This window comes from Kitasatospora sp. Xyl93 (assembly GCF_055383135.1).
In genome coordinates this window covers 2447238-2473910 of the sequence record NZ_AP029185.1, presented here as the reverse complement: position 1 = coordinate 2473910, position 26673 = coordinate 2447238, and the positions used below count along the sequence as shown (strand labels likewise).

Here is a 26673-nt window from a genome sequence, read left to right as displayed (position 1 = left end):
GCCCCGGCTCCGTCCGCCCCGGTGCGGCGCCGGCCCGTCGCGCTGCGAGGATGGGTGAGTTCAGGAAGTTCAGCCGACCGCAGCCGGTCGGCCGGGGCCGCGGGGGATACACCTGGATGGCGCCCCGGGAGAAGCAAGGGAGGAAGAACGTCATGGTGGTCACGCTCGCCAAGGGCGGCAACGTCTCGCTCACCAAGGCCGCGCCGAACCTGACGCAGGTCCAGATCGGCCTCGGCTGGTCGGCCCGTTCGACCACGGGCGCCCCGTTCGACCTCGACGCGAGCGCCCTGCTCTGCGGCGGCGGGCGAGTGCTCGGCGACGAGTACTTCGTCTTCTACAACAACCTCAAGAGCCCCGAGGGCTCGGTGGAGCACCAGGGCGACAACCTCACCGGCGGCGACGACACGGGTGACGACGAGGTGGTCCTGGTCAACCTGGACCTCGTCCCGGCGCAGGCCGACAAGGTGATCTTCGCGGTCTCGATCTACGAGGCCGAGGCGCGGCTCCAGAACTTCGGGCAGGTCCGCAACGCCTACATCCGGGTCGTCAACTCGGTCGACGGCCAGGAGATCGCCCGCTACGACCTGTCCGAGGACGCGTCCAGCGAGACTGCGATGATCTTCGGTGAGCTGTACCGCTACGCGGGCGAGTGGAAGTTCCGCGCGGTGGGCCAGGGGTACGCCTCCGGCCTGCGCGGCATCGCGCTCGACTTCGGCGTGAACGTACAGTAAGGGCGGAAATCGGACTTGTCGCACCCGACCCGATCATGAGAACAGAGGGCAGTGCGGGGGTGACCTGACCGGGCGAGGCCCGGTCAGGGCGTCTCGGGGACGAGGCCGCCCCCGGCACGGCCAGAACCCGAAAGGTAGTCAACTCCCGTGTTCCTCCGCACATTCGGCTGGTCGTTCGCGATCACCGCCATCGGCCTGGTCGCGGCCGGACTGCTCTGGGGAGCCCAAGGCTTCGGCATCGTGCTGATCCTCTCCATCCTGGAGATCTCCCTGTCGTTCGACAACGCGGTGGTCAACGCCACGGTGTTGAAGCGGATGAACCCGTACTGGCAGAAGATCTTCCTGACCGTCGGCGTGCTCATCGCGGTCTTCGGCATGCGCCTGGTCTTCCCGCTGCTGGTCGTCGGCCTCACCGCCAAGCTCACCCCCACGACGGTCATCGACCTCGCGCTGCATTCCGACAAGACCCACGACGGCCTCACCTACGGCCAGTACCTGGAGGCGGCCAACCCGGCCATCGCGGCCTTCGGCGGCGTCTTCCTGCTGATGATCTTCCTCGACTTCATCTTCGAGGAGAAGGACTACAACTGGCTGGCCTGGATCGAGCGCCCGCTGGAGAAGGTCGGCAAGCTGGAGGCCTTCTCCAGCGTCGTCGCCCTGGTCGCCCTGCTGCTCGCCTCCAACTTCTTCGCCGAGGAGCACGCGGAGACCGTGCTGCTCGCCGGCGTCCTCGGCCTGGTCACCTACCTCGCCGTCAACGGCCTCTCCTCGATCTTCGAGTCGGGCCTGGAGGCCGAGGAGGAGCGCGAGGAGGAGGCGGAGAAGTCCGGCAAGTCGATCGTCCAGGTCGGCGGCAAGGCCGCGTTCTTCCTCTTCCTCTACCTGGAGGTCCTGGACGCCTCGTTCTCCTTCGACGGCGTGGTCGGCGCGTTCGCCATCTCCAGCGACATCTTCCAGATCACCCTGGGCCTCGGCATCGGCGCGATGTACATCCGCTCGCTGACCGTCTTCCTGGTCCGCAAGGGCACCCTGGACGACTACGTCTACCTGGAGCACGGCGCCCACTACGCGATCGGCGCGCTGGCGGTGATCCTGCTGGTCGGGATCAAGTACCACATCCCGGAGATCGTCACCGGCCTGATCGGCGTGGCCTTCATCGGGCTGGCGCTCGGCTCGTCGATCCTGCGCAACCGGCGTGAGGGCGCGGACGAGGAACCGGAGCTGGTCGGCAGCGGCAAGTAGTCCGCAGGGCAGACGGAACGGCCGCCTCCGGGGATCCCCGGAGGCGGCCGTTCGCGTGTCCCCGGTCGTACCCGTGGGGTGCCGGGGTCAGCCGAGCTGCTGCTCGATCGCGCGCAGCTTGCGCTCCAGCGAGTCCAGCTTCGGCATCGAGAGGGTGTCGTCGTCGGCCGTCAGGTCGACGGTCGAGTCGCTGCGGGACGACCCGGTTCCGGAGGCCGAGGAGGACGAGGAGGACGAGGAGGACAGGGAGGACGAGTACGACGAGTACGAGGAGCCGACGGCGGCGCGCGGGCGGCGCCCGGCGTCCAGGGCGGCCGGCTCGAACGGGTCGGAGGACCGGTGCGAGGACGGGTACGACGAGGAGGAGGCCGAGTACGGCGAGGAGGCCGAGGCGGTGGCTTCGGACTCCGCGGCTAGGGCAGGCTCCGTAGCGCTCGGGCCGTCTCCGGCAGCCGTGAGGGCGGGCACCTGGCGGCCGCCGCGGCCCCGGGAGAGCATGCCGCCCTGGCGGGAGATGGCCTTCAGCTCGGCCCGCTCGCGGCGGTCGGCGGTACGGGCGCGGGCCTTGGCGTCCAGCTTCGCCTGACGCTCCTCGCGCACCTCCTCGACCGCCTCGTCCAGGCTGCGGACGTTCTCCAGCAGCATCAGCGACCAGGCCGCGTAGGTCTCGCGCGGGGCCCGCAGCCAGCGGACGATGCGGATCTGCGGCAGCGGACGCGGCACCAGGCCCTGCTCGCGCAGCGCGGCCTTGCGGGTCTGCTTCAGCGCCCGGTCGAACAGGATCGCCGCCGAGATCGACATGCCGGAGAAGAACTGCGGGGCGCCGTCGTGCGACACGCCGCGCGGGGCGTGCACCCAGTTGAACCACGCCGAGGCGATCGCGAACACCCAGACCAGCAGGCGCGAGCCGAGCGCGGCGTCACCGTGGCTGGCCTCGCGGACGGCGAGCACCGAGCAGAACATCGCGGCGCCGTCCAGACCGAACGGGACGAGGTACTCCCAGCCGTTGGACAGGCCCAGGTTCTCCTTGCCGAAGCCGACCAGGCCGTGGAAGGAGAGGGCGGCGGCGACACCGGCACAGCAGAACAGCAGCGTGTACGAGGAGATGCCGTAGATCATCTCCTTGCGCCGGCGGCGCTCCTCGCTGCGCTCCCAGGAGTCGCCGGACTCGTCCTTCTTCGAGCTCTTGAAGCGCAGTGTCGCCATCAGGACGGCGACGAACAGCAGGGCTGCGCCGCCGACGACGGTCCAGACCAGCTGTATGGAGGTCAGGTTCATTGCGGGTCGGGCCTCGGGTTTCCGCAGGGGACAGGATCACAGCGCGACACAGGCGGTCAGGACCCGCCGCGCGGGCACCGCCTGACGGATCGTTCGTCGCCGCACGGCGTGCCCGCCGCGACCGCGCAGGGGCGGACGGGACACCTGTGCGGCTAGACGATATCGCGTCCGAAGTGGCGGCATGTTACGGGAGGGCGGCTTCCTCCGGCCAATCGACCCGCCGGTGCGGCCCGGTTGGGTAGCGGAGGGCCCGGACGGGGTATCCGACGGCCGGGCCGATGCCCGATCATTGGTCGGCGGACCGTCAGAACGCCTGGCGGGAGCAGGGGGAGAGGACTGCATGGTCTCGATCTGGGAGTACCTGCGCGGGGACAGGAGCTACACCTTCGACAACCCCGGGGGTCAGCACAAGGTCATACTCACCAAGTCGTCCCCGCAGCACGCGATCACCGGGTCGGCGGCCACCACCGGCTACCTCTACGTCAACCTGCACTGGACGATGACCGCCGGGGGCGGCGCCCGGCCGAGCGCCCGGGACTCCGTCAAACGGTTCTTCAGTCCGCGGATCCTGCGGCCGCTGGAGCCGGACTCGCCGCAGGGCAGCGAGCCGACGAACGTCGACCTCGACCTGGCCTGCATGTACGAGCTCTCGGACGGGAGCACGGGCGTGGTGCAGCCGCTCGGCGGGCTGTTCGGCGACCTCCAGAACGCGCCGTACGTCAAGCTCAGCGGCGACGACCAGTACGGGGCGCCGTCCGGCGAGACGATGTACGTCAACCTGGAGAAGAAGGACAAGTTCAAGCGGCTGCTGATCTTCGTCTACATCTACGACGGCACGCCGGCCTTCGAACAGTCGAACGCGGTGATCACGATCGTGCCGCAGACCGGGCCGCGGATCGAGATCAAGCTGGACGAGCGGGCCCGGGCGGCGCGCTCCTGCGCGGTGGTGCTGATCGAGAACGCGGGGGACAACCAGCTGACGGTGCGCCGCGAGGTGCGGTACGTCAACGGGTTCCAGGCGGACATCGACCGGCTGTACGGGTTCGGGATGCAGTGGCAGCGCGGGTACAAGAGCGACTGACGGGGGTCGGTGGTCCCGCGGCGGGGCCTGGTGCGGGTGCGGCTTCGGGTTCCGGGGCCGGCGGGGCCGGGATCGCCGGGCGGCCCCGCCGGGGGCGTCAGCGGGGCTGGAACTGCGGGCCCTGCGGGGGCAGCGCGAACTCCTCGCCGGTGGCCGCCGGGGGCTGGGCCGTCGGCGGCTGCGGCTGGACGGGCTGCGGTGGGACGGGCGGCTGCTGGCCGGTGCCGGGCTGCGGGTAGCCGTAGCCCGCGGGGCGCTGCTGCTGCTGCGGGGCGGGCTGGTTCGGCTGGGGGTAGCCGTAACCGCCCGGCTGCTGCTGGTAGGGCTGCTGGCCGGTGCCCGGCTGCGGGTAGCCGTAGCCGCCGGTGGGCTGCTGCTGGGGGTAGCCGTACCCCGGGGTCGGCTGCTGGGGGTAGCCGTAGCCGGTGCCGGGCTGGTGGCCCGGGGGAACGGTGGGCGGCGGGGGCATGGTCGGCGGGGCCGTGGGCGGCGGCGGCGGGGTCGTCGGCGCGGGCGACGCGCTCGCGGCGGCGGCCGGGGCCGGTGCCGCCGGAGCGGTGGCCGGGACTGGTGCCGGGGTGGCGGCCGGGGGCTGGGCGGGCGGTGCCTGCGGGACGGCCGGGGCCAGCGTGAAGGTGCCCGGCTCGGGGGTGGTCGGGCGAGGGTCCGGCAGCGGCATGCTGCGCGGGTCGAGCATGCCGGCGGACGGGGTGGCGGTGGAGCCGGTCGCCCGGGCCGCCGCCGGGTCGGCCTCCGCGTCGTCCACGGTGATGCCGAAGTCGGTGGCGAGTCCGATCAGCCCGGAGGTGTAGCCCTGGCCGATCGCGCGGAACTTCCAGGCCCCGGAGCGGCGGTACAGCTCGCCGGCGACCAGGGCGGTGACGTTCTCGGCGTCCTCGATCCGGAACTCGGCGAGCGCGGGCGCGCCCTCGCCGGCCGTGGCGTCGAAGAGCAGCAGGCGCAGCCCCGGCACCGAACGGAACGGCCCACCCTCGGAGGAGCCGGCCAGCACCACGCGGTCCACGTCGGCGGGCAGCTTGCCCAGCTCGACCTCGACCGTGTCGATGATCTCGGCGCCGCCGGAGGTCTGCTGCTTGGGCAGGTGGCGGACCAGTCCGGAGGGGTGGCGGGGCTGGTTGTAGAAGACGAAGTCGGCGTCCGAGCGGACCTTGCCGGTGGCACCGAGCAGCAGCGCGGAAGCGTCCACGTCCGGCGCACCGGGCGTGGCGCTCCAGCGCAGCACGGCGCGGACCGCCGCCGCCGGCAGTGCGATGTTGGCGCCCTTGGCCATCACGTGCGTCATAGCCGACCATCCTGCCTGTTCGCCACCCCTTCGGACAACGTGACCGGACCGGTCCGCGCCGGGTCGGACTTTGCCAAGACTTGCGCTTTCCGAGGTTTGCCGCCGTCGTTTCCGAGGTCCGGACCCGCCGCGACCATGATCGTCGAAGTGGACCGGGATGTTCCGGGAGTTCAGTGCCAGGGAACCGGGACCGGCCGGATCCCGTCCGTACCATGGGCGGTCGAAAGGTCCCCGGGGGTTCGACGGAGGGGCGTCCGGCGGAGGCGTGCCCGGGAACCATGGCGCCCGGTCGGCCGGTTGACCAGGGTGTCGTCGGCAACGGGCCGGGGGCCGGTCCACTTCCTGGAGGAGAGCACCTTGCGCCATTTCGGCCACCTCGCCGAGGACGTACGCGGCCGGCTCTTCCTGGAACAGCCGCGCCCGTTCACCGCGCGGAGCGAACCGTCGGTGCTCGCCACCGCCCTCGGCGGCACCCTGTACAGCCCGGCCACCAGGCCGGCGCTGGCCGCCGACATCCGTAAACTGGCTGGTCGGGGCGTGGTGTCGATGGTGCTCTGCCTGGAGGACGCGATCGCCGACCACGAGGTGGACGCGGGCGAGCGGAACCTGGTCGAGCAGTTGAATGACCTGGTCAAGGATTTCACCGACTGTACACAGAGCCATCCCCTCCTCTTCATCAGGGTCCGTGCCGCCGCCCAGATCCTCGACCTGGCCGAGCGCCTCGGACCGGCCGTCGAACTGCTCAGCGGCTTCGTGCTGCCGAAGTTCACCCCCGCGAACGGCGGCGAGTACCTGGCCGCGCTGGCCGCCGCCGAGGCCGCGACCGGGCGGCGGCTGTTCGCCATGCCCGTCCTGGAGTCGCCCGAACTCGCCCACCTGGAGACCAGGCGGGACCAGCTCTTCGGCATCGCCGAACTGCTCGCCGGCCACCGCGAGCGGGTGCTCGCCGTCCGGCTCGGCGTCACCGACCTCTGCTCCGCGTACGGGCTGCGGCGCTCGCCCGACCTCACCGCGTACGACGTGGCGCTGGTCGCGGCGGTGATCGGGGACGTGGTCAACGTGCTCGGCCGGGCGGACGGCACCGGGTACACCGTCACCGGGCCGGTCTGGGAGTACTTCCCGGTGCAGGAGCGGATGTTCAAGCCGCAGCTGCGCCGGACCCCGTTCACCGGGGCCTCGGTGCCCGCCGGGGCCGGAGCCCTCCGGGCCTCCGGGGAGGAGGTCCGCCGGCGGATCATCGACCACGACCTGGACGGGCTGATCCGGGAGGTCGAACTCGACCGGGCCAACGGCCTGCTCGGCAAGACCTGCATCCACCCCAGCCACGTTCCGGCCGTGCACGCCCTCTCCGTGGTCACGCACGAGGAGTACTGCGACGCCCGGGACATCCTCCGGCAGGAGCAGGACGGCGGCGGGGTGCTGCGCTCGGCGTACACCAACAAGATGAACGAGGCCAGGCCGCACCGGGCCTGGGCGGAGCGGGTACTCCTGCGGGCGGAGGTGTTCGGGGTGGCCCGGGAGGACGTGAGCTTTGCGGAACTGCTGTCGGCCTGTCTGTGCGACTGACTCCCGGACGGCCGAGTCCCGTGTGGCCGGCTTCCGCGTGGCCGGCTCCCGTGTTGCCGGCGCTTGGACGGTCGGCGCCCGTGTGGCCGGCGCTCGGACGGTCCGCTTCCGTGCGACCGTCTTCCGGACGGCTGATTGTTCCCGTGGTCGAATCCGAGCCGTTTCCCCCGGTTTCCGTAGCGCGGATATGACGAACGCACCATCGCACCATCGAAGGCAGGACCAGCAGTGACAGCAACACCGCAGACGTGGACCGGCCGCTGGGTCGCCGACCGGGCCGGGATCGCGCTGACCGGCTCCGCGCGGCTCCCCGAACTCGTCGGCCTGGCCCTCCGGGAGAACCGCAAGCGCGCCCACCTGCTGGTCTCCAACGTGCTCGGCAAGCACGTCCCGCAGCGGCCCTCGGTGGTCCACGGCGCCGGGCTCGAACTCGGCCGACGGGTCCGCGAGCTGCTCGGGGCGGAGGCGGCTGCCCGGGCCGTCGTGCTCGGCTACGCGGAGACCGCCACCGGCCTCGGCCACAGCGTCGCCGACGGCCTGGACGCCCCCTACCTGCACTCCACCCGCCGCCCGGTGCCCGGCATCACCCCGGTCGGCGGCTTCGAGGAGGAGCACTCGCACGCCACCTCGCACCTGCTGCTCCCGGCCGACCCCGGCCTCCTCGCCGGGAACGGACCGCTGGTGCTGGTGGACGACGAGTTCTCGACCGGGCAGACGGTGCTCAACACCATCCGCGAACTGCACGCCCGCCACCCGCGCGGGCACTACGTGGTGGTCGCCCTGGTGGACCTGCGCTCCGCGGCCGACCGGCGGCGGCTCGACCGGACCGCCGCCGAACTCGGCGTCCGACTGGACCTGGTGGCCACCGCGAGCGGCGGCGTCGAGCTGCCGGCGGACCTGCTGGACCGGGCCGAGCGGCTGATCGCGGAGGCGGGCGCCGTCACTCCGGAGGTCGGGCCTTCGGCGGCCGCCGCCGCGCCGCTGGTCAGGGTCGGGCTGGACTGGCCCGCCGGGCTCCCGGACGGCGGCCGGCACGGCTTCACCGCGCGCGACCGCGCCCGGCTGGACGCCGTACTCCCCCGGCTGGCCGGGCAGTTGGCCGAAGCCCTGCCCGCCGGTGCGCGGCGGGTGCTGGTGCTCGGCTTCGAGGAGCTGATGTACGCGCCGCTGCGCCTGGCCGACGCCCTCGGCGAGCGGCTCGGCGGCGACCGCGTCCGGTTCTCCACCACCACCCGCTCGCCCGTCCTGGCGGTGGACGACCCCGGCTACGCCATCCGCACCCGGCTCGCCTTCCCCGCCCACGACGACCCGCAGGACGGCGGCTCGCCCGAGCGCTACGCGTACAACGTCGCCCCCGGCAGCGACCCGGCGCGGCGGTTCGACGCCGTGGTGCTGGTGGTGGACGACGTGGCCGACACCCCGGCGCTGCACGAGGGCGAGCGCGCGCTGCTCGGACAGCTGCGGCGGGTGACCGACCGGGTGGTGCTCGCCGTGCTGCCCTCGCACCGGCCGGTGCCCGGGGCGGCCGCCTCGCTGCCCGTGCCGTCGTCCTCGTCTTCGTCCTCGTCTTCGTCTGCGTCGGCGCCGGTCGTGCTCCCCGCGCCGTTGTACGGGCCGGCGTTCTCCTCGTACCCGGCCGAGGAGGTGGCCTGGCTGCTCAAGGACCTCTCCGGGGTCGCGCTCGAAGCCCCGACCGAGGAGCGCGAGGAGGCCGTCCAGAGCGGCGGCGCGCACTACGCCGAGTCGCTGCCGGTGGAATACCAGCCCGGCCCCGGGTACCAGGCGCTGTTCCACGAGGCGCTGCGCGGCTCCGCCGGCCGGATCGCGCTCGCCGTGGGCACCGTCGCCGAGACCCTGCTGCGCGAGCGCGGCCCCGGCCTGGTGCTCGCCTCGCTGGCCCGGGCCGGCACGCCCGTCGGCATCCTGATCCGCCGCTGGCTCGCCTTCGCGCACGGCCTGTCCGTACCGCACTACGCCGTCTCGATCGTGCGCGGCCGCGGCATAGACCCGGTCGCGCTGCGGTACCTGGCGGCCCACCACCGCGCGCGGGACGTGGTGTTCGTGGACGGCTGGACCGGCAAGGGCGCGATCACCCGAGAACTCGCCGACGCCTTGGCCGGCACCGACTTCGACCCGGACCTCGCGGTGCTCGCCGACCCGGGCCGCTGCGTGCGGACGTACGGCACCCGGGACGACTTCCTGATCCCGTCCGCCTGCCTCAACTCCACGGTCTCCGGGCTGGTTTCGCGCACCGTGCTGCGGGCCGGGCTGATCGGGCCGGACGACTTCCACGGCGCCAAGCACTACGCCGAACTCGCCGGGAGCGACGTCTCGGCGGCCTTCCTGGACGCGGTGGCCGCCCGCTTCGGCGAGGTCCGGGCCGCGGCGGTCGAGGGCGCCGACCGGCTCGCCGCCGACCCGCACCGGACGCCCGACTGGGCGGGCTGGGCCGCCGTCGAGCGGATCAGCGCCGAGTACGGCATCGACAACGTCAACCTGGTCAAGCCCGGCGTCGGCGAGACCACCCGGGTGCTGCTGCGCCGGGTCCCCTGGCGGATCCTCGCCCGGCGCGGCGCCGGTGCCGACCTCGACCACGTCCGGCTGCTCGCCGCCCAGCGCGGCGTCGAGGTCGAGGAGGTGGACGGGCTGCCGTACACCTGCGTCGGCCTGATCCACCCCCGCTACAGCCGCGGGGCGATCGGTGGCGACGGGCGGGCCGTCACGGACGGGCGGGCTGTGACGGACGGGCGGGTTGTGACGGACGGGCACGCCGTGCCCGAGACTACGGGGAGGGAATCCTGATGGGTGTTCTGGTGGCGAGCGACCTCGACCGGACGCTGATCTACTCCGAGCGGGCCATGGCCCTGGCCGCGCCCGACCGGCTCGCGCCGCGGCTGCTCTGCGTCGAGGTGTACCAGGGGCGGCCGCTGTCCTTCATGACCGAACGGGCCGCCGAGCTGCTCACCGAACTCGCCCGGCAGGCCTGCTTCGTCCCGGCCACCACCCGGACGCCCGAGCAGTACGGACGGGTCAAGCTGCCCGGCCCGACGCCGGACTGGGTCCCCGCGTACGCGATCTGCGCCAACGGCGGACAGCTGCTGGTGGACGGCGTGCCGGACCGCGACTGGCGGGCCGAGATCACCGCGCGGATCGCCGCCGGCTCGGCCCCGCTGGAGGAGGTGACCCGGCGGCTCGCCCTGTGCGCCGACCCGGAGTGGACCCACAAGCGGCAGGTCGCCGACGAGCTGTTCGCCTACCTGGTGGTCGAGCGCGCCGCGCTGCCCGAGGGCTGGCTGGCCGAACTGACCGGCTGGTGCGCCGAGCGCGGTTGGACGGTCTCCCTGCAGGGCCGCAAGGTGTACGCGGTGCCCGCGCCGCTCACCAAGAGCGCCGCACTGGCCGAGGTCGTCCGGCGCAGCGGTGCCGACACGGTGCTGGCGGCCGGGGACTCGCTGCTCGACGCCGACCTGCTGCTCGCGGCCGACGCCGGCTGGCGCCCCGGGCACGGCGAGCTCGCCGACAGCGGCTGGACGGCCCCCGGCGTCACCGCCCTCACGGAGGTGGGGGTGACGGCGGGGGAGGAGATCGTCCGGCGGTTCCTGGCCGGGGCGGCGGCCCTGCCGGTCGGGGTCTGACCGGGGCGGCCCCCGCTCAGCCGCAGCAGCCGCCGCCGCAGCAACCGCCCCCGCCCCCGGCGGCGGGGGCCTGCTGGGCGGCGGTCGCGCCGCCCGTGACGGCGACGGTGGACAGCAGCTTCACGGTGTCCTCGTGGCCCTGCGGGCAGACGGCGGGGTCGTTGGCCTGGGCCATCGGACGGCGGAGCTCGAAGGTGGCGCCGCAGGAGCGGCAGCGGAAGTCGTAACGAGGCATACCGGCAGAGTACCCAGCCGGGTGCCCGCCGGGTCCCCCTCCTCCTGCTTCCCCCTTCTCCTCCTCCCCCCTTCTCCCTCTACTCCATTCCCCTTCTCGTCCTACCGGTGGCCGCCGAGGTCCTCGCGGATCAGTTCGATCACCCGTGCCGAGGTGTCCCGCACCGCCGCGAGCTCGGTCAGGAAGTGCCAGTAGTCGGGGTGCCGGCCGGCCTCCTCCAGCGCGGCCACCGCCCGGTCCAGCCGGGCCACCGCCTCGTCCAGCGGGGCGGCGTGCCGAGGGTCCGGCGCGCTGCGGCCGGCCATCGCCAGCCGCTGCGCGTCCCGGATCGCGAAGCGGGCGCGCTCGATCTCCTTGTGGGGGTCGTGCTGCACCTCGTTCAGCTGCCGCAGCCGGTCGTTCACCGCGGCCACCGAGCCGTCGGCGGTCTCCAGCAGCGCGCGGACCGTCCCGATCGCACCGGTGGCGTCCGCCCAGCGCTGCTCGTCCCGGGCCCGGGCGGCCTCGGCGAGCTTGCGCTCGGCGGCGCGCCCGGTTTCCGCGACCTGGTCCGGCACCCGCTGGAGGTCCTGCCAGCAGGCGGTGGTGAACCGGCGGCGCAGTTCGCTCAGGGCGGGCGCGACCGTCTCGGCCTTGGTCTCCAGCGCCTGGATGCGGGTCCGCAGGCTCGCCAGCCGCCGGTCGATCTCCCGCGCCCGCTCCGGCAGCTGTCCGGCGTCGGCGGCGATCGCCTCGGCGCGCTGCTTCACGTCGTCCGCGCGCCGCAGGGTGTCCGCGACCCCGTGCCGGGCCGGGCCCTCGTTCAGCCGACCGAGCTCGGGCGCCAGTTCGGCCAGCCGGGCCGCCAGGTCGTCCGCCCGCAGGCCGGCGCCGCGCGCCTCGTCCAGCGCGGTGGTGGCGGCCAGCAACGCGCGCTTGGCCTGCTCGACCGCCGGGGTGACCCGCATCAGCTGCTGCTCGGCGTGCTCGACGGTCGGCTGCAGGCGCCGCAGGAAGTCGTTCAGCTCCGAGCGGGCCGAGCCGAGCTGGCCCTTCGCGTCCTCCAGCTGGCGCCGGGCCTGCGCGGCCGCGCCCGCGTCCAGGGTCTCGCTGTCCAGGTTGTGGGCGTCGAGCGCGGCCAGGTAGTTCACGGTCACCTGGTCGACCCGGCCGGAGATCGCCGCCAGGTCGGCCAGCGCGCGCTGTACCGTCTGGCCCTCCTCGGCCGCGCGGACCGTCTCCACCGCGAGCTGCACCTCGCGCTGGGTCTCCTCCAGCTCGTAGAACGCCTCCTGGGCCGCCGCCCGGGCCTCCCGGGCCTGCGCCCGTCCGCCCTCACCGCCGCCGCGCCGCCCCCACCAGCCGCTGCTCCCGGCCGAGGCCAGCCCCACCGCCGCCAGCGCACCGGCCAGCACCACCGGCAACACCAACGCGTCCGCCAACGCACTCCCCGCCCGACGCCGCCCCCGCCCGCTCCCGCCGGCCACCGTCACTGCGCGCTCCCTGCTCCGACCCGCTGATCCGGCCCCATTCTCCCCGATCCCCCCACCCGCCCGTCACCCCCTCCCGCCCCATCCACCCCAAGCCCCGCCCACCCGGCCCACCCCCTCACCCGCCACCTGTCCCACACCACCCCTCGGGACCAGGTACCCTAGGCTCTCGTCGTGCGCCCACCGGGCCACGACCGGGGGCGCGTAGCTCAGTGGTAGAGCGCTGCTCTTACAAAGCAGATGTCGGCGGTTCGAAACCGTCCGCGCCCACCGACACGAAGGGCCAGTTCGGAGGCAGCATCCTCCCGAACTGGCCCTTGATCGTTTCCACACCCCCAGCCCGTCGGCGATGGCGCGATCCCGGTCGCTGCATTTGCTGGTAAATCAGCGCCGCCTGGGTGCTGTTGTGGCCCGTCTCCGCGCCCACCGACCGAGGGTCGTCCGGGAGGTGCACACCCTCCTGGACCGGCCCTCGGTCGTTCTCGGCGTTTCGGCCGGCGGCGGCGAGGTCGCGGCGGTGGGGGATTCCCTCGGGGTCACGTTGGTGGGGCTGTCGGGGTGGGTGGGGCGGTGGTAGGGATGGGGGGTGCTGATGACCAGGGCGTTCGATGCGGTGCTGTGTGATGTGGACGGGGTGATCCGGTTCTTCGACGGGGACCGGGTGGCGGCGTTGGAGCGGGCGGCGGGGATGGGGGAGGGGAGTACGGCGGCGGTCGGGTTCGCGCCGGAGAACGACGGGCCGTTGTTGCTCGGGCGGATCGGGAGGGCCGAGTGGGTGGACTCGATCGCGCGGGGGCTGGCCGGGCGGGTGACGTGGGCGCAGGCGCGCGGGCTGGCGGAGGCGTTCGCGAACGCGCCGTTCCGGGCGGACGAGGTGGTGGTGGGGATGCTGCGGCGGGTGCGGGAGCACTGCCCGGTGGTGCTGGTGACCAATGCGACGGTGTGGCTGGACGAGGACCTGGCGCTGCTGGGGCTGACGGACCTGGCGGACGAGGTGGTGAACAGCTCCCGGGTGGGCAGTGCCAAACCGGAGCGGCGGATCTACGAGATCGCCGCCGAGCGGGCCGGGGTGGCGCCGGAGCGGTGCCTGTTCGTGGACGACCGGCAGGAGAACGTGGACGCGGCGGTGGCGCTGGGCATGACCGGGGTGCGCTACCGGGGGCCGGAGGACCTGCGGCGCGTGCTGGCACCGGTGCTGGTCTAGGGCGTTTCTTTCCGATCATCGGATCGTTGGTCCGGTCGTGCCGTTGACTGACGCGCAGTGGGCGCGAATAGAGCCGTTGTTGCCGGACCGGACGCCGAAGCGGGGCGGGCGGTGGCGCGATCACCGGCAGGTGATCGACGCGATCGCCCGGAAGTTCCAGACCGGCTCGCAGTGGGTGCACCTGCCCGCCGAGTACGGCTCCTGGAAGGGCGTCTACACCCGCCTTCGGAACTGGGCGATCGACGGCACCTGGGAGCGGGTCTTCACCGCCCTGCTCGCCCAGGCCGACGCCGAGGGTGACCTGGACTGGATCGTCTCGGTCGACTCCACGATCGTGCGCGCGCACGAGAACGCGGCCGGGGCCCGCCAAAGGGGGCCCCGTCCGGCGAACCCGCCCACCACGCCATCGGACGCTCACGCGGCGGGCTGACCACCAAGATCCACCTCGCGGCGGACGGCCGCTGTCGCCCGCTGTGCTTCCACCTCACGCCCGGCCAGGCCGGCGATGCGCCCGCGTTCGAGCACGTCATGGCCGACCTGCGTGTGCCCAGAACGATCGGCCGGCCACGCACCCGGCCCCTCGTGGTCCTGGCGGACCGGGTCTACTCGTCACGGGCGATCCGCGAGCACCTGCGCAGGCGCGGGATCCGAACGGTGATCCCGCAGCCGGCCGACCAGATCGCCAACCGCAAGCGCAGAGGCCGAGCCGGCGGCCGGCCACCGGCCTTCGACCGCGAGGCCTACAAGCAGCGCAACACCGTCGAGCGGTGCATCAACCGCCTGAAGAACTGGCGTGGCCTGGCCACCCGCTACGAGAAGACCGCGACCGTCTTCCAAGCCGGACTCCACATCGCCGGCATCTTCATCTGGTCCGCCCGCTGATCCAAAAGAAAGGCCCTAGCCGGTGGGGTGCCGGTGGTGCGGGCGCCGCTGTTGAGGGGGAGGCTCTGGGCGGCCTGGTGGACAGGCCGGGGGTGGCGGGGCCCCGGGGGGGCGGGCGAGGATCGGGGGAGCGGGCGGACCCCTGAGGCGGTGGGTGGATGGCTGAGCAGGCCGGGGGGTCGCGGGCGGAGTTGTCGTCGCGGCTGAACTGGCTGCGGGCGGCCGTGCTGGGGGCCAACGACGGCGTGGTGTCGACGGCCGGTCTGGTGACCGGGGTGGCGGGCGCGGAGGGTTCCCGGACGGTGCTGCTCGCGGCCGGGTTGGCCGGGCTGCTGGCGGGGGCGATGTCGATGGCGGCCGGTGAGTACGTGTCGGTCAGCACCCAACGGGACACCGAGCGGGCCGCGTTGGCGCGGGAGCGGCGGGAGCTCACGGAGGACCCGGAGGGGGAGCTCGACGAGCTGACCGACTACTACCGGGGCAGCGGGCTGGAGGACGACCTGGCCCGGGAGGTGGCGGCGGCGCTGACCGAGCGGGACGCGCTGGCCGCCCACGCGCAGACCGAACTCGGCATCGATCCGGACGTGTTGACCAACCCCTGGGAGGCGGCGCTGGCCAGCGCGGCGGCGTTCACGCTGGGCGCGCTGGTGCCGCTGTTGGCGGTGCTGCTGCCGCCGGAGTCCTGGCGGCTGCTGGTGACGGTGGTGTCGGTGGTGGCCGCGCTGACCCTGTCGGGGTGGGCGAGCGCCCGATTGGGGGGTGCCGGTCCGGCCCGGGCGGTCCTGCGCAACGTCGTGGGCGGGCTGCTGGCGATGGCGGTGACGTACAGCGGCGGTGTGCTGCTGGAGCAGGTCACCGGGTGAGGGCGGGACCCGTACAACCGGGGGAGCAGGCTCCGGGCGGGCATGCTCCCCTCGCCGTACGACCGGGAGCAGTGCGGCCCGGGCACTCCGCGTGACGGCCCCCGTCGGCCCGACAGGCGAGCCGGTGCGGCCTGTGTTTGTGTGGCTGCAAACCGCTTGGGAGAGGTGAATCGCCGTGACCATCCCCCCGTTCGGATCGAACGATCCGTTCTCCGATCTGCTCAGCCGGTTCTTCGGGATGAGCCCGCTGGCGTCCCCGCCCGCCGTGCAGCGGGTGCCGATCGGGCGGCTGCTCAGCGAGTCCTCGCAGGAACTGCTCGCGCTGGCCGCCCGGCGGGCGGCCGAGGACGGCTCCAGTGACCTGGACACCGCGCACCTGGCCTGGGCGGCCACCCGGGTGGACCCCTCGCGCCGGATGCTGGAACGGGCCGGCATCGACCCGGACCGGCTCTCCGGGGACCTGGAGCACGCGCTGCCGTCCGGCACCGCCGACGGGGTGGACGGCCGGCCGGCGCTCACCCCCTCGGCGAAGCGCGCGCTGCTCGCCGCGCACGCCCGCTCGCAGGCGGTCGGAGCCTCGTACATCGGCCCGGAGCACATCCTCGGCGCGCTGCTCGACCAGGAGCGCTCGGGCGCGGGGGTGGCGCTGCGCAACGCGGCGCCCTCGCAGGACGCGCTGAAGTCGGTGCTGGAGGGGCGCGGCACCGGCGGCGAGCGCAGCAGCACGGGCGCCCACCCGAGCGAGACGCCGACGCTGGACGAGTACGGGCGCGACCTCACCGAGGAGGCGCGCTCGGGCCGGTTGGACCCGGTGGTCGGGCGGGCCGAGGAGATCGAGCAGACCGTCGAGATCCTCTCCCGGCGGACCAAGAACAATCCGGTGCTGATCGGCGAGCCGGGCGTCGGCAAGACCGCGATCGTCGAGGGCCTGGCCCAGCGGATCGTCTCCGGGGACGTGCCGCAGAGCCTCAAGGAGAAGCGGGTGGTGACGCTCGACCTGACCGCGCTGGTGGCCGGCTCCAAGTACCGGGGCGAGTTCGAGGAGCGGCTGAAGAACGTGATCGACGAGGTCACCGCGGCCGAGAAGAGCGTGATCCTGTTCCTGGACGAGCTGCACACCGTGGTCGGCGCGGGCGGCGGCGAGGGTTCGATGGACGCCGGCAACATCCTCAAACCGGCCTTGGCGCGCGGCGAGTTGAGCGTGGTCGGCGCGACCACCCTGGACGAGTACCGAAAGCACGTGGAGAAGGACGCCGCGCTGGAGCGCCGCTTCCAGCCGGTGCTGGTGCCCGAGCCGAGCGTCGAGGAGACGGTCGAGATCCTCCGGGGGCTGCGCGACGCGTACGAGGCGCACCACCAGGTGCGGTTCACCGACGAGGCGCTGGACGCGGCGGCGACGCTCTCCGACCGGTACGTCAGCGACCGCTTCCTGCCGGACAAGGCGATCGACCTCCTGGACCAGGCCGGCGCCCGGGTCCGGCTGCGCAGTCTGAGCGGGTCCACCGAGGCGACCGGGGTGCAGGACCGGATCACCAAGCTGAGGCGCGAGCTGGACGAGGCCGTCGCGGACGAGGAGTTCGTCCGGGCCGCCAACCTGAAGACCGAGCTGAGGCAGACCGAGGACGAGCTGGCGGCGACCGCCGAGGCCCGCGAGGAGGTCGTCGACGTGACGGCCGACGACATCGCGCAGGTGCTCTCCTCCCGGACCGGCATCCCCGTGGCGGAGCTGAACGCGACCGAGAAGGAGCGGCTGCTCAAGCTGGAGGAGCACCTGCACGAGAAGGTGATCGGCCAGGAGGAGGCGGTCACCGCCGTCGCCCAGGCGGTGCGCCGCGGCCGGGCGGGGATGGGCGACCCGGAGCGGCCGACCGGCTCCTTCCTCTTCCTCGGGCCGACCGGCGTCGGCAAGACCGAGCTGGCGAAGGCGCTGGCGGCGCTGCTGTTCGGCGACCCGGACCGGATGATCCGCTTCGACATGAGCGAGTTCCAGGAGAAGCACACCGTCTCCCGGCTGGTCGGCTCCCCGCCCGGGTACGTCGGCTACGAGGAGGCCGGGCAGCTGACCGAGGCGGTGCGCCGCAAGCCGTACAGCGTGCTGCTCTTCGACGAGGTGGAGAAGGCCCACCCGGACGTCTTCAACTTGCTGCTCCAGGTGTTGGACGACGGGCGGCTGACCGACTCCCAGGGGCGTACGGTCGACTTCCGCAACACCGTGGTGATCATGACCAGCAACATCGGCTCGCAGCGGATCCTCGACCACGCGGGGAACGTGGACGAGATCCGGGACGACCTGATGCGCGACCTGCGGCAGCAGTTCCGGCCGGAGTTCCTCAACCGGATCGACGAGGTGATCGTCTTCCACGCGCTCACCCGGAAGGACCTGCTGTCGGTGGTCGACCTGCTGCTGGAGCGCAGCCGGCGCCGGCTACGGGCCCAGGACGTCCAGCTGGACGTCACCGAGGCGGCCAAGGAGTACCTGGTCAACCGGGGCTACCAGCCGGAGTTCGGAGCCCGGCCGCTGCGCCGGACGATCCAGTCGGAGCTGGACAACCGGATCTCCAACCTGCTGCTGGACGGCTCGGTGCGGGAGGGGGACACGCTGATCGCGGACGTGAGCGACGGGGAGCTGGTGGTCACGCTGGCGCGGCCGGAGGCGTCGGCGACTTTCGAGGAGGCGGAGGCCGGGGCCGCCTCGGCCGCCGCACAGGGCTGACGGCGAACAGCTGCGGGCGTACTCCAGCGGGAGTACGCCCGAACGCCACTGGTGGAGGACGCGCGGGGACGCGGCGCCGGTCTAGCTTGTGGGCATGATGCCGCCCACGTCCCCGCCGCCCGAGCCGCCCTCGGCGGCGCAGTCACCGGAGGAGCCGCCCGAGCCGTGGCGTCCCCCGTGGGTGCGCGCGGCCAAGGCGGGCTACCCGCTCGGGGTGGCGGCGGTGGCCGCGGTGGCCCAGGTGGTCGGCTCGACCTTCGCCGCGCACAACCAGCACGGGCGGGTTCCGCTGGACGCCTTCGGCTACCTGCTGCTGCTGCTCGGGCCGGCCCTGCTGGTGCTGCGCGACCGGTGGCCGGTCGCGGTGGTGGCCGGCACCTCGGCCGTCACCGCCGGGTACCTGGCCGGCGGGTACCCGTACGGGCCGGCCTTCCTGAGCTGGCTGGTCGCCTGCTGCGTGGCGATCGGGTCCGGCCACCGCCGGGCGGCCTGGGCCGGCGTGGGCGGGGTCTACCTGGTGCACCTGCTGGGCACCTTCGTGCTGCCGGAGAGCTGGCAGCGCGCGGCCCCGCCGTCCGGCAGCGTCTGGCCGCAGGAGCTCGGGCTGCTGGCCTGGCTGCTGCTGGTGATGGCGGGGGGCGAGCTGGTCCGGTTCCGGCGCGAGCGGATCGCCGCCCACCGGGCCTACCGGCAGCAGCTGGAGGAGCGCCGGGCCAACGAGGAACGGCTCAGGATGGCCCGGGAGTTGCACGACATCCTGGCGCACAGCCTGTCGCTGATCAACGTCCAGGCGGGGGCCGCGCTGGCGCTGCTCGACCGGCGGCCGGAGGAGGCCCGCAGCGCGCTGGTCACCATCAAGTCGACCAGCAAGGAGGCGCTCGGCGAGGTCCGCCAGGTGCTCGCGACGCTGCGCGGGCCCGGAGCGGCGCCGCGCGGGCCGGCCCCGGGGCTGGACCGGCTGGACGAACTCGCCGAGCAGGCGGACCGGGTGGGCCTGGAGGCGGAGGTGCAGGAGCGCGGCACACGGCGCGCGCTGTCCGCCACCGTCGACCTCGCCGCCTTCCGGATCGTCCAGGAGGCGCTCACCAACGTCGTGCGGCACTCGGCGGCCCGGCAGGCGGTCGTGGTGCTGGACTGGACGGACCCGGCCGTGCTGGTCGTCCGGGTGGAGGACCCGGGGCCCGCGGTGCTCGGTGACGCGGGCGGATCGGGCAGCGGGCTGGTCGGGATGCGGGAACGCGCGGCGGCGTTCGGTGGCACCATCACCGCGGGGCCGCTGCCCGACGGCGGCTTCCGGGTCCGGGCGGAGCTGCCGACACCGAAGGCGGAGAGCGATTGATTCGGGTACTGCTGGCGGATGACCAACTGCTGGTCAGGGCGGGCTTCCGGGCCCTGCTGGACCTCCAGGACGACCTCACGGTGGTCGGCGAGGCGGACGACGGCGAGGCCGCGCTGCGGCTCGCCCGCGAACTCGTGCCGGACGTCGTGCTGATGGACATCCGGATGCCGCGGATGGACGGGCTGGAGGCGACCAGGAGGATCGCCGAGGACCAGGCGCTGTCCTCCGTGCGGGTGGTCGTGCTGACCACCTTCGAGCTGGACGAGTACGTCTTCGAGGCGCTGCGCTCGGGGGCGGCGGGCTTCCTGGTGAAGGACACCGAGCCGGCCGACCTGCTGCGGGCGATCCGGGTCGCCGTCGCGGGGGACGCGCTGCTCTCGCCGGGGGTCACCAGGCGGCTGATCGGCGAGTTCGCCGCCCGGTCGAAGGCGCCCGAGGCGGTGCCGGAGGGGCTCTCGGACGTCTCGATGCTGACTGAGCGGGAGCGCGAGGTGCTGGCGCTGGTCGGGATGGGGCTGTCCAACGAGGAGATCGCCCGGCGGCTGGTGGTCAGTCCGCTGACGGCGAAGACGCACGTCAGCCGGGCGATGCTGAAGCTCGGTGCGCGGGACCGGGCGCAACTGGTGGTGCTGGCCTACGAGTCGGGGCTGGTGCGGCCGGGCTGGCTGGGCTGAGCGGCTTCCGCGCGCTTGCGGTTGCGGTCGGTGGCGGTCGGGGGGCGGGGTGGTGGCTTCGGGGCTTCGCGGTGCGGGCGCTACTTCCGGCCCGGCGTGTCGCGGAGGGCTCCTACTCTCCCGGGAGTATCCCAACTGTCGCTGCTGGTAGGACGCGTGATGAGGCTCCACGGCGGGACGCTCTAGGCACCTCGGGAACCACCCGAGGTCCTGGAAGCCCACCACCGAGGAGTTGAACCACCATGTACACCCAGCTGGCCGACTGGCACGGCCCCGGCCCGTGGATCCTGCTGATCCCGCTGGTCTGGATCGCCGTGGTGGTCCTGGTGATCGCGGTGCTGCGCCGCACGGTCTGGCGGCGGCACGGCTGCGGGTTCGGGTCCGGGGCCGGGTCCGGGGCCGTGGCGGAGCATCCGCTGGCCGTCCTGGGCCGCCGCTACGCCGAGGGCGACATCGACGCCGAGGAGTACCGCGCCAAGCGGGCCGTGCTCAGCGAGCCGCCGCGTGGCGACGCCGGGGGAGGTGGCGCCAGGTGACCACCCTGGACGTCGTACGGGGCGCCGCCGCCCGGGTCGCCGACGCCGTGAAGACCTACGGCGTCGGCGGCACCGAGGTCCGGGCGCTGGACCACGTGACGGTGGAGTTCCCGGCCGGGCGGTTCACCGCCATCATGGGCCCGTCCGGTTCGGGCAAGTCCACCCTGATGCACTGCGCGGCCGGGCTGGACACGCTCACCGCCGGCAGCGCCTGGATCGGCGACACCGAACTCGGCCCGCTCGGCGACCGGCGGCTCACCCTGCTGCGCCGGGAGCGGATCGGCTTCGTGTTCCAGGCCTTCAACCTGGTGCCCACTCTCACCGTCCTGGAGAACATCACCCTCCCGCTCGACCTGGCCGGGGCCGCCCCCGACCGGGCCTGGCTGGAGGCACTGGTCGACGTGGTGGGCCTGGGGGACCGCCTGCGGCACCGCCCGAGCGAGCTCTCCGGCGGCCAGCAGCAGCGGGTCGCCGTGGCCCGGGCGCTCGCCGGGCGGCCGCAGGTGGTCTTCGCCGACGAGCCGACCGGCAACCTCGACTCCCGCAGCGGCGGCGAGGTGCTCGGCCTGCTGCGCCGGGCGGTGGACGAGATGGGCCGGGCCGTGGTCATGGTCACCCACGACCCGACGGCCGCGGGCTGGGCCGACGAGGCGCTCTTCCTCGCCGACGGGCGGCTGGTCGACCGGATGCGGCAGCCCACCTCCGCCCTCGTGCTGGACCGGATGAAGGCCTTCGAACGGGGGCGGGCATGAACACCGTCCCGCTCCGGCTCAGCCTGCGCTCGCTGCGCGCCCACAAGCGGCGGCTGGCCGGCACCCTCCTGTCCATCCTGCTGGGGGTGAGCTTCCTGACCGGCACGATGGTGCTCGGCGACACCCTGCGGGCCAACTTCGACACCCTCTTCGCCGACGCCAACGCCGGCACCGACGTCGTGGTCCGCAGCGCCGACGTGCTGGACTCGGCGGGCACGGCCGGCGGGGTGCGGGCGCCGGTGGCGGCCGCGCTCGCCGACCGGCTGCGCACGGTGCCCGGAGTGGCGGCCGCCGAGCCGTCCGTCCAGGGCGCCGGCCAGCTCATCGGGAGCAACGGCAAGCCCATCGGCGGCCAGGGCCCGCCCACCCTGGCGGGCAACTGGCTGGCGGACGGCCGGCTCAACCCGTACCGGCTGGCCGAGGGCCGGGCGCCGGCCGCCCCGGGCGAGGTCGTGGTGAACCGGGGCGCGGCGAAGGCGGGCGGGCTGCACCTCGGCTCCGCCACCGTGCTGCGCACCCCGGATCCGGTGCCGGTCACCGTCGTCGGCATCGCCACCTTCGGGGCGGCCGCGGACGGCATGGGGCCGAGCACCTTCACCGCGATGACCTTCGCGGACGCCGAGCGGTACCTCACGCCCAAGGGCGAGGGGCAGGCCAGCTCGATCCAGGTCCGCGCGGCGGGCGGGGTCTCCCAGCGGGAGCTGGTCGACCGGATCACCCCGCGACTGCCCGCCGGCGTCCAGGCGATCACCGGCACGGCGGCCACCCAGGAGTCCACCCAGCTGCTGTCCGGGCGGTTCCTGACCATGTTCACCACGCTGCTGCTGGTCTTCGCCGGGATCGCGCTGCTGGTGGCGACGTTCACCATCCACAACACCTTCGCGATCGTGGTCGCCCAGCGGACCAGGGAGAACGCGCTGCTGCGGGCGCTCGGCGCGGTGCGCGGCCAGGTGCTCGGGGCGACCTTGGCGGAGGCGCTGGCGGTCGGCCTGCTGGCCTCGCTCGGCGGCCTGCTGGGCGGGATCGGCGTGGCCGCCGGGCTCAAGGCGCTCTTCTCCGCGCTCGGCTTCACGCTGCCGACCGGCGGCATGGTGATCAGTACGGCCGCCGTCCTGCTGCCGCTGCTGGTCGGCACGCTGGTCGCGGTGGGCTCCGCGCTGCTGCCGGCCGTCCGGGCCGGGCGGACGGCCCCGCTGGCGGCCTTGCGGGACACCGGAGTCGACCGGGCGGCGCAGGGGCGCTCGGGAGCCGTCCGGGTGGTGCTGGGCGGCCTGCTGCTGGCCGGGGGCGTACCGGTGGCCGTCCTCGGTGCGACCGACGGACCGTCCGTGCTGCTGACCGCGGTCGGGGCACTCGCGGTGCTGGCCGGCACGGTGGTGCTCGGCCCGGTCGCCGCGGCGTTCGCGGTACGGACGCTGGGGGCGCCGCTGCCCAGGCTGCGCGGAGTCTCCGGGGTGCTCGCCCGGCGCAACGCGGCCCGCAATCCGCGCCGGACGGCGGCCACCGCGAGCGCGCTGATGATCGGTGTCGCGGTGGTCACGCTGTTCACCGTCTTCGGGGCCTCGATCAAGGCCACCCTGGACGACACCGTGAGCAAGTCCTTCGTCGGCGATCTCGCCGTCACCACCGCCTCGTTCGGGGCCGGCGGCAGCGGGATCAGCCCCAAGGTGGCGGACGCCCTGGCGGCCCTGCCCGAGGTGCGGCAGACCGTCGGGCTCGGCCGGGGCGTGGCCCGGATCGACGGGCACGGTCGGACGCTGGACGTCACCGATCCCGCCCGGCTGTCCGGCATCGTCGACCTCGGCCGGGTGGACGGCTCACTGGCCGCGCTCGGGACGGACGGGCTGGCGGTCTCGCGCAGCGAGGCGCAGCAGCACGGCTGGCGGCTCGGACAGTCCGTCACCGTGGGGTTCACCGACGGCGCGAGCGGCCCGTTCACCATCCGCGCCCTGTACGAGGGCGGCAGCCTGGCCGGCGACTACCTGATGACCCGACAGGCCTGGGCCCCGCACCGGGGGCAGGACGCGGACACCATGGTCGCGGTCGGGCTGCGCGACGGCGTCCCGGCCGCCGAGGGCAAGGCGGCGGTGGAACGGGCACTGGTCCCGTACGGCAGTCCGCAGGTGCAGGACCGCGCCGAGTACGCGAAGAGCGCGGCCTCCGGCGTCGACACGATGCTCTCGGTGGTCTACGCGCTGCTGGCGCTGGCGGTGCTGATCGCCCTCCTGGGCATCGCCAACACCCTGACGCTGGCGGTGCACGAGCGGACCAGGGAGCTGGGGCTGCTGCGGGCGGTCGGCCAGACCAGAGCTCAGCTGCGCGGCATGGTGCGCTGGGAGTCGGTGCTGGTGGCGGCCTTCGGGACGGTCGGCGGGCTGGGGCTCGGAGCCTTCCTCGGCTGGGCCCTGGTGCGGGCCTCGGACAGCGCGGGAACGGGATCGTTCGCGATACCGCCGCTGCAGCTGGCCGTGGTCCTGGCGGCCGGGCTATTGGCGGGCGCGGTGGCCGGACTCCGCCCGGCGGGCCGGGCGGCGCGGCTGGACGTCCTGCGGGCGATAGCGACGGAGTAGGAGGTGGTGGACCGGACGGCGACAGAGCGGGCCGAGGCAGAACGGGCCGATGCGGAACGGGAAGCGGCCGAACGGGATGTGGCGGCCCGGCAGGTGAAGGTGTAGCGGAGCCGGGCCGCCGGAAGGCGGATCAGGAGGTGCGGGTGGACGGCAGGCTCAGACCGCCGACTGCGGGAAGACCTCGCGCAGCAGCGGGTCCGGCAGCCCGCGCTTGCGCCACTCGCGCGGGTAGCCGAGCGAGACCTCCGTGAACGGGACGCCGTCGTAGGTGGTCCGGCGCGGGATGTGGAGGTGACCGTAGATCATCGCCGCGGTGTTGTACCGGGTGTGCCAGTCGGCGGTCAGCTCGGTCCCGCACCACTGGGCGAACTCGGGGTACCAGAGGATCTCGGTGGGCTGGCGGACCAGCGGGTAGTGGTTGACGAAGACGAGCGGGACGTCCGGGTCGCACTCCGCCAGCCGCTTCTCGGTCAGCCGGACGCGCTCCCGGCACCAGGAGTCACGGTCCGGGAACGGGTCCGGGTAGAGCATCCGCTCGTCCGCGCAGACGATGCCGCTCTCGTAGGCGGCCGCCAGGGAGGCCTCCTTGGTGGTCGTGCCCGGGGCGCGGAAGGTGTAGTCGTAGAGGAGGAAGAGCGGGACGATGCGGACCGGTCCGCCGGGGCCCTCCCAGACCGGGTACGGGTCCTCCGGGGTCACCACGCCGAGCCGGCGGCAGCGCTCCACCAGGTGCTCGTAGCGGGCCACCCCGCGCAGCTGGACAGGGTCCTCGGGGTGGGTCCACAGCTCGTGGTTGCCGGGCACCCACACCACCCGGGCGAAGCGTTCGGCGAGCAGACCGAGGGCCCACTCGATGCTGGTGGTGAGCTCGGCGACGTCACCGGCGACGAGCAGCCAGTCGCCGGGGTGGGACGGCTGGAGCTTCTCCACCAGGTCGCGGTTCTCCTGGTAGGAGATGTGCAGATCGCTCACGGCGAGCAGCCGTCCACCCGTCGGGGTGGGTCGTTCCGGCTGTGCGTCGCTGCGGTTCTCCGTAGTCACTCCTGCCCCCTGAGGTCGCCCGGCCGATGGGCCCCACCCTACGTGGCGGGCCGGGCGGGCGGGGCGGGTTGACGGGATCAGTCGTTCGAAACGGTCGGACGGGGTGCCAGGAACGGAAGGGAGGCGGGTCAGGAACCGATGTCGATGAGCACCCCGTGGGAGGTGGCGGTGGTGACGGCGAGGATCACCAGCGAGGCGATGCCGAGGGACAGGCCGAGGAGGGCGCGGCCGCGTCGGCTGGTGCCGCGGACCAGCGCCAGGGTGCCCAGGGTGATGGCGATCGGTCCGAGGACGATGTTGAACAGCAGCAGGCCGGGCAGGCCGAGGAGGAAGGAGGCGACGGCCAGGCCGTCGGCGTCGGCAGTGCCCTGACGGGCGGTCTCCTGCGCCGCGGTTTCCTCTGCCGCGGCTTCCTCTGCCGTGGTCTCCGGTGCGGTGGTCTCCTGCCCGCTGCTCCGCAGGCGGCCGACGCCCTGGCGGCCGAGGGTGGGACGGTCGACGGCGGTACGGTCGGTGACGGTGCTCATGGTGGTGCGGGTCCTCTCTGTGGAGTGGCCGCGGGTGCGGTCGGCGGGGCGGCCGGGTCAGCGGTGCCGGAGGCGGGAGATGCCCTCGCGGGCGCCGAAGGCGAGCAGCCAGGCGGTGATGCCGGCGGAGGCGACGAGGAAGACCGGGAGCGAGGTGTGGGCGGCGGTGCCGATCAGGATGCCCATGGCGACCAGGGCGGAGAACAGGATCACGGCTGACTCCTTCGGTTGCGGCTGGGACTGCGCCGATTTCGGTTGACAACTGTTCACTGACTTCGGTCCCACTGTACGACGACTGGCCAAGTTCAGCAAACGATTGTTTACTGAATGGCGTGAGTCACACCGTTGGGGCCAGACAGGCCCAGAAGCTGCAGAGCCGCCGGGCCCTGCTCGACGCCGGGCTGCACCTGTTGGCCGATCAGAACCTGGCGAGCCTGGGCGTCCGCGAGGTCACCCGCGAGGCGGGGCTCTCCCCGGCCGCCTTCTACCGGCACTTCCCCGACCTCGCCGCCCTCGGGGTGGCGCTGGTCGAGGAGTCGCTGGCCAGCCTGCACGTCATGATCCGCTCCGTGCTCGCCGAGGCCGGCGACGCCGAGGAGCTGATCGACCGTGCGGTGGACGTGATCGAACGGCACGTCCGGGAGAACCGGGGGCACGTCCGCTTCCTGGCGCGCGAGCGGCACGGCGGGGTACGGCAGGTGCGCGAGGCGATCGACGCCGAACTCGGCCGCTTCGCCGCCGAGGTGGGAGCCGCCCTGGCGCTGCAGCCGGTGTCGCGGGGGTGGAGCGAGCAGGACCTGCGGATGCTCGCCGAGCTGTACGTCGACCACATGGTCTCCACGGCCGCCGCCTTCCTGGAGGCGCTGGAGGCGGACCCGGCCCGGGGTCGGCGGATCGCCGCCACCGCGCGCCTCCAGCTGCGCCTGATCAGTCGCGGCCGGGAGTACTGGCAGGCCGGTTGACCGTACCGGCAGGGGAGTTGACGGCCCTGCGACGGCCGCCCGAGCCGCTCCCCCGGGCGGCGCCCGGGGC

The 26673-nt window shown here is 73.7% G+C and carries 23 protein-coding genes and 1 tRNA gene; 17 read left to right on the top strand and 7 right to left on the bottom strand.

All coding sequences use genetic code 11. The features are described from left to right. The first annotated feature begins 152 nt into the window (after nt 1-152). The gene (locus ACZ5GH_RS10810) at nt 153-731 is read left to right on the top strand and encodes a TerD family protein (protein WP_387748474.1); all 579 of its coding nucleotides are present in this window, start codon (nt 153-155) and stop codon (nt 729-731) included. A 147-nt stretch (nt 732-878) separates the two neighbouring features. Beyond that, entirely contained in the window at nt 879-1973 is a 1095-nt protein-coding gene (locus tag ACZ5GH_RS10805; protein WP_387748476.1) for a DUF475 domain-containing protein, read from the top strand. 87 nt (nt 1974-2060) lie between these two features. On the opposite strand, the gene ACZ5GH_RS10800 is transcribed toward ACZ5GH_RS10805, so the two are convergent. Continuing rightward, entirely contained in the window at nt 2061-3251 is a 1191-nt protein-coding gene (locus ACZ5GH_RS10800; RefSeq protein WP_387748478.1) for a DUF2637 domain-containing protein, read from the bottom strand. Between the two features lie 340 nt (nt 3252-3591). Between ACZ5GH_RS10800 and ACZ5GH_RS10795 the strand changes: the two genes are divergently transcribed. Then, entirely contained in the window at nt 3592-4332 is a 741-nt protein-coding gene (locus ACZ5GH_RS10795) for a Tellurium resistance (protein ID WP_387748480.1), read from the top strand. Nucleotides 4333-4429: 97 nt separating this feature from the next. On the opposite strand, the gene ACZ5GH_RS10790 is transcribed toward ACZ5GH_RS10795, so the two are convergent. Next, nucleotides 4430-5635, bottom strand: coding sequence for a TerD family protein (locus ACZ5GH_RS10790; RefSeq protein WP_464334077.1), 1206 nt, complete (start codon nt 5633-5635; stop codon nt 4430-4432). Nucleotides 5636-5992: 357 nt separating this feature from the next. Between ACZ5GH_RS10790 and ACZ5GH_RS10785 the strand changes: the two genes are divergently transcribed. The 3 genes from ACZ5GH_RS10785 to ACZ5GH_RS10775 all read left to right on the top strand — a co-directional run bounded on the left by ACZ5GH_RS10785 (nt 5993) and on the right by ACZ5GH_RS10775 (nt 10836). Beyond that, complete coding sequence (locus ACZ5GH_RS10785; protein WP_387748484.1) at nt 5993-7201, top strand: HpcH/HpaI aldolase/citrate lyase family protein; 1209 nt, start codon at nt 5993-5995, stop codon at nt 7199-7201. A 228-nt stretch (nt 7202-7429) separates the two neighbouring features. Continuing rightward, the gene (locus ACZ5GH_RS10780) at nt 7430-10003 is read left to right on the top strand and encodes a phosphoribosyltransferase (protein WP_464334076.1); all 2574 of its coding nucleotides are present in this window, start codon (nt 7430-7432) and stop codon (nt 10001-10003) included. After that, on the top strand, nt 10003-10836 hold the full coding sequence (locus ACZ5GH_RS10775; protein WP_387748488.1) for an HAD family hydrolase: 834 nt from the start codon (nt 10003-10005) through the stop codon (nt 10834-10836). Before ACZ5GH_RS10780 ends, ACZ5GH_RS10775 begins: the two co-directional genes overlap by 1 nt. Nucleotides 10837-10852: 16 nt before the next feature. On the opposite strand, the gene ACZ5GH_RS10770 is transcribed toward ACZ5GH_RS10775, so the two are convergent. After that, on the bottom strand, nt 10853-11071 hold the full coding sequence (locus ACZ5GH_RS10770; protein WP_464334075.1) for an FmdB family zinc ribbon protein: 219 nt from the start codon (nt 11069-11071) through the stop codon (nt 10853-10855). Nucleotides 11072-11172: 101 nt separating this feature from the next. After that, complete coding sequence (locus tag ACZ5GH_RS10765) at nt 11173-12492, bottom strand: hypothetical protein (RefSeq protein ID WP_464334074.1); 1320 nt, start codon at nt 12490-12492, stop codon at nt 11173-11175. A gap of 246 nt (nt 12493-12738) precedes the next feature. Here ACZ5GH_RS10765 and ACZ5GH_RS10760 point away from each other — a divergent pair. The 10 genes from ACZ5GH_RS10760 (at nt 12739) to ACZ5GH_RS10715 (ending at nt 24073) form a co-directional block, all read left to right on the top strand. Then, a tRNA-Val gene (locus ACZ5GH_RS10760) sits at nt 12739-12810 on the top strand. A gap of 322 nt (nt 12811-13132) precedes the next feature. Continuing rightward, a complete protein-coding gene (locus tag ACZ5GH_RS10755; protein ID WP_464334073.1) occupies nt 13133-13744 on the top strand; it encodes an HAD family hydrolase in 612 nt (203 codons plus the stop codon). 37 nt (nt 13745-13781) lie between these two features. Next, nucleotides 13782-14626, top strand: a protein-coding gene (locus ACZ5GH_RS10750) for an IS5 family transposase (RefSeq protein WP_464334072.1) whose coding sequence is annotated in 2 segments (ribosomal slippage) — nt 13782-14112 and nt 14112-14626 — 846 coding nt in all. Because the reading frame shifts where the segments join, the coding sequence is not laid out codon by codon here. A 158-nt stretch (nt 14627-14784) separates the two neighbouring features. Next, nucleotides 14785-15489 carry a VIT1/CCC1 transporter family protein gene (locus ACZ5GH_RS10745; RefSeq protein WP_464334071.1) on the top strand — a complete coding sequence of 235 codons (705 nt, stop codon included), beginning with the start codon at nt 14785-14787 and terminating at the stop codon, nt 15487-15489. A 175-nt stretch (nt 15490-15664) separates the two neighbouring features. Further along, nucleotides 15665-18202: an ATP-dependent Clp protease ATP-binding subunit gene (locus ACZ5GH_RS10740; protein ID WP_464334070.1), complete on the top strand. Its 2538-nt coding sequence runs from the start codon at nt 15665-15667 to the stop codon at nt 18200-18202. A gap of 94 nt (nt 18203-18296) precedes the next feature. Next, nucleotides 18297-19541 carry a sensor histidine kinase gene (locus ACZ5GH_RS10735; RefSeq protein ID WP_464334069.1) on the top strand — a complete coding sequence of 415 codons (1245 nt, stop codon included), beginning with the start codon at nt 18297-18299 and terminating at the stop codon, nt 19539-19541. Then, nucleotides 19538-20215: a response regulator gene (locus tag ACZ5GH_RS10730; protein ID WP_464334068.1), complete on the top strand. Its 678-nt coding sequence runs from the start codon at nt 19538-19540 to the stop codon at nt 20213-20215. Before ACZ5GH_RS10735 ends, ACZ5GH_RS10730 begins: the two co-directional genes overlap by 4 nt. Nucleotides 20216-20457: 242 nt before the next feature. Next, nucleotides 20458-20751: an SHOCT domain-containing protein gene (locus tag ACZ5GH_RS10725; protein WP_464334067.1), complete on the top strand. Its 294-nt coding sequence runs from the start codon at nt 20458-20460 to the stop codon at nt 20749-20751. After that, nucleotides 20748-21503, top strand: coding sequence for an ABC transporter ATP-binding protein (locus tag ACZ5GH_RS10720; protein ID WP_464334066.1), 756 nt, complete (start codon nt 20748-20750; stop codon nt 21501-21503). The genes ACZ5GH_RS10725 and ACZ5GH_RS10720 overlap by 4 nt, the downstream gene beginning before the upstream one ends. Next, nucleotides 21500-24073 (top strand): FtsX-like permease family protein, encoded by a 2574-nt coding sequence (locus tag ACZ5GH_RS10715; protein WP_464334065.1) that lies wholly within the window; start codon nt 21500-21502, stop codon nt 24071-24073. The genes ACZ5GH_RS10720 and ACZ5GH_RS10715 overlap by 4 nt, the downstream gene beginning before the upstream one ends. Nucleotides 24074-24229: 156 nt before the next feature. Here ACZ5GH_RS10715 and ACZ5GH_RS10710 read toward each other — a convergent pair whose 3' ends face one another. The 3 genes from ACZ5GH_RS10710 to ACZ5GH_RS10700 form a co-directional block, all read right to left on the bottom strand. Then, nucleotides 24230-25114, bottom strand: a complete 885-nt coding sequence (locus ACZ5GH_RS10710) for a metallophosphoesterase family protein (protein ID WP_387748554.1) — start codon at nt 25112-25114, stop codon at nt 24230-24232. Nucleotides 25115-25242: 128 nt separating this feature from the next. Then, entirely contained in the window at nt 25243-25641 is a 399-nt protein-coding gene (locus ACZ5GH_RS10705; protein ID WP_464334064.1) for a hypothetical protein, read from the bottom strand. Nucleotides 25642-25698: 57 nt separating this feature from the next. Continuing rightward, nucleotides 25699-25854 (bottom strand): hypothetical protein, encoded by a 156-nt coding sequence (locus ACZ5GH_RS10700; RefSeq protein WP_464334063.1) that lies wholly within the window; start codon nt 25852-25854, stop codon nt 25699-25701. A 119-nt stretch (nt 25855-25973) separates the two neighbouring features. Here ACZ5GH_RS10700 and ACZ5GH_RS10695 point away from each other — a divergent pair, with 119 nt between their 5' ends. After that, a complete protein-coding gene (locus ACZ5GH_RS10695) occupies nt 25974-26603 on the top strand; it encodes a TetR family transcriptional regulator (RefSeq protein ID WP_464334062.1) in 630 nt (209 codons plus the stop codon). Nucleotides 26604-26673 lie beyond the last annotated feature (70 nt).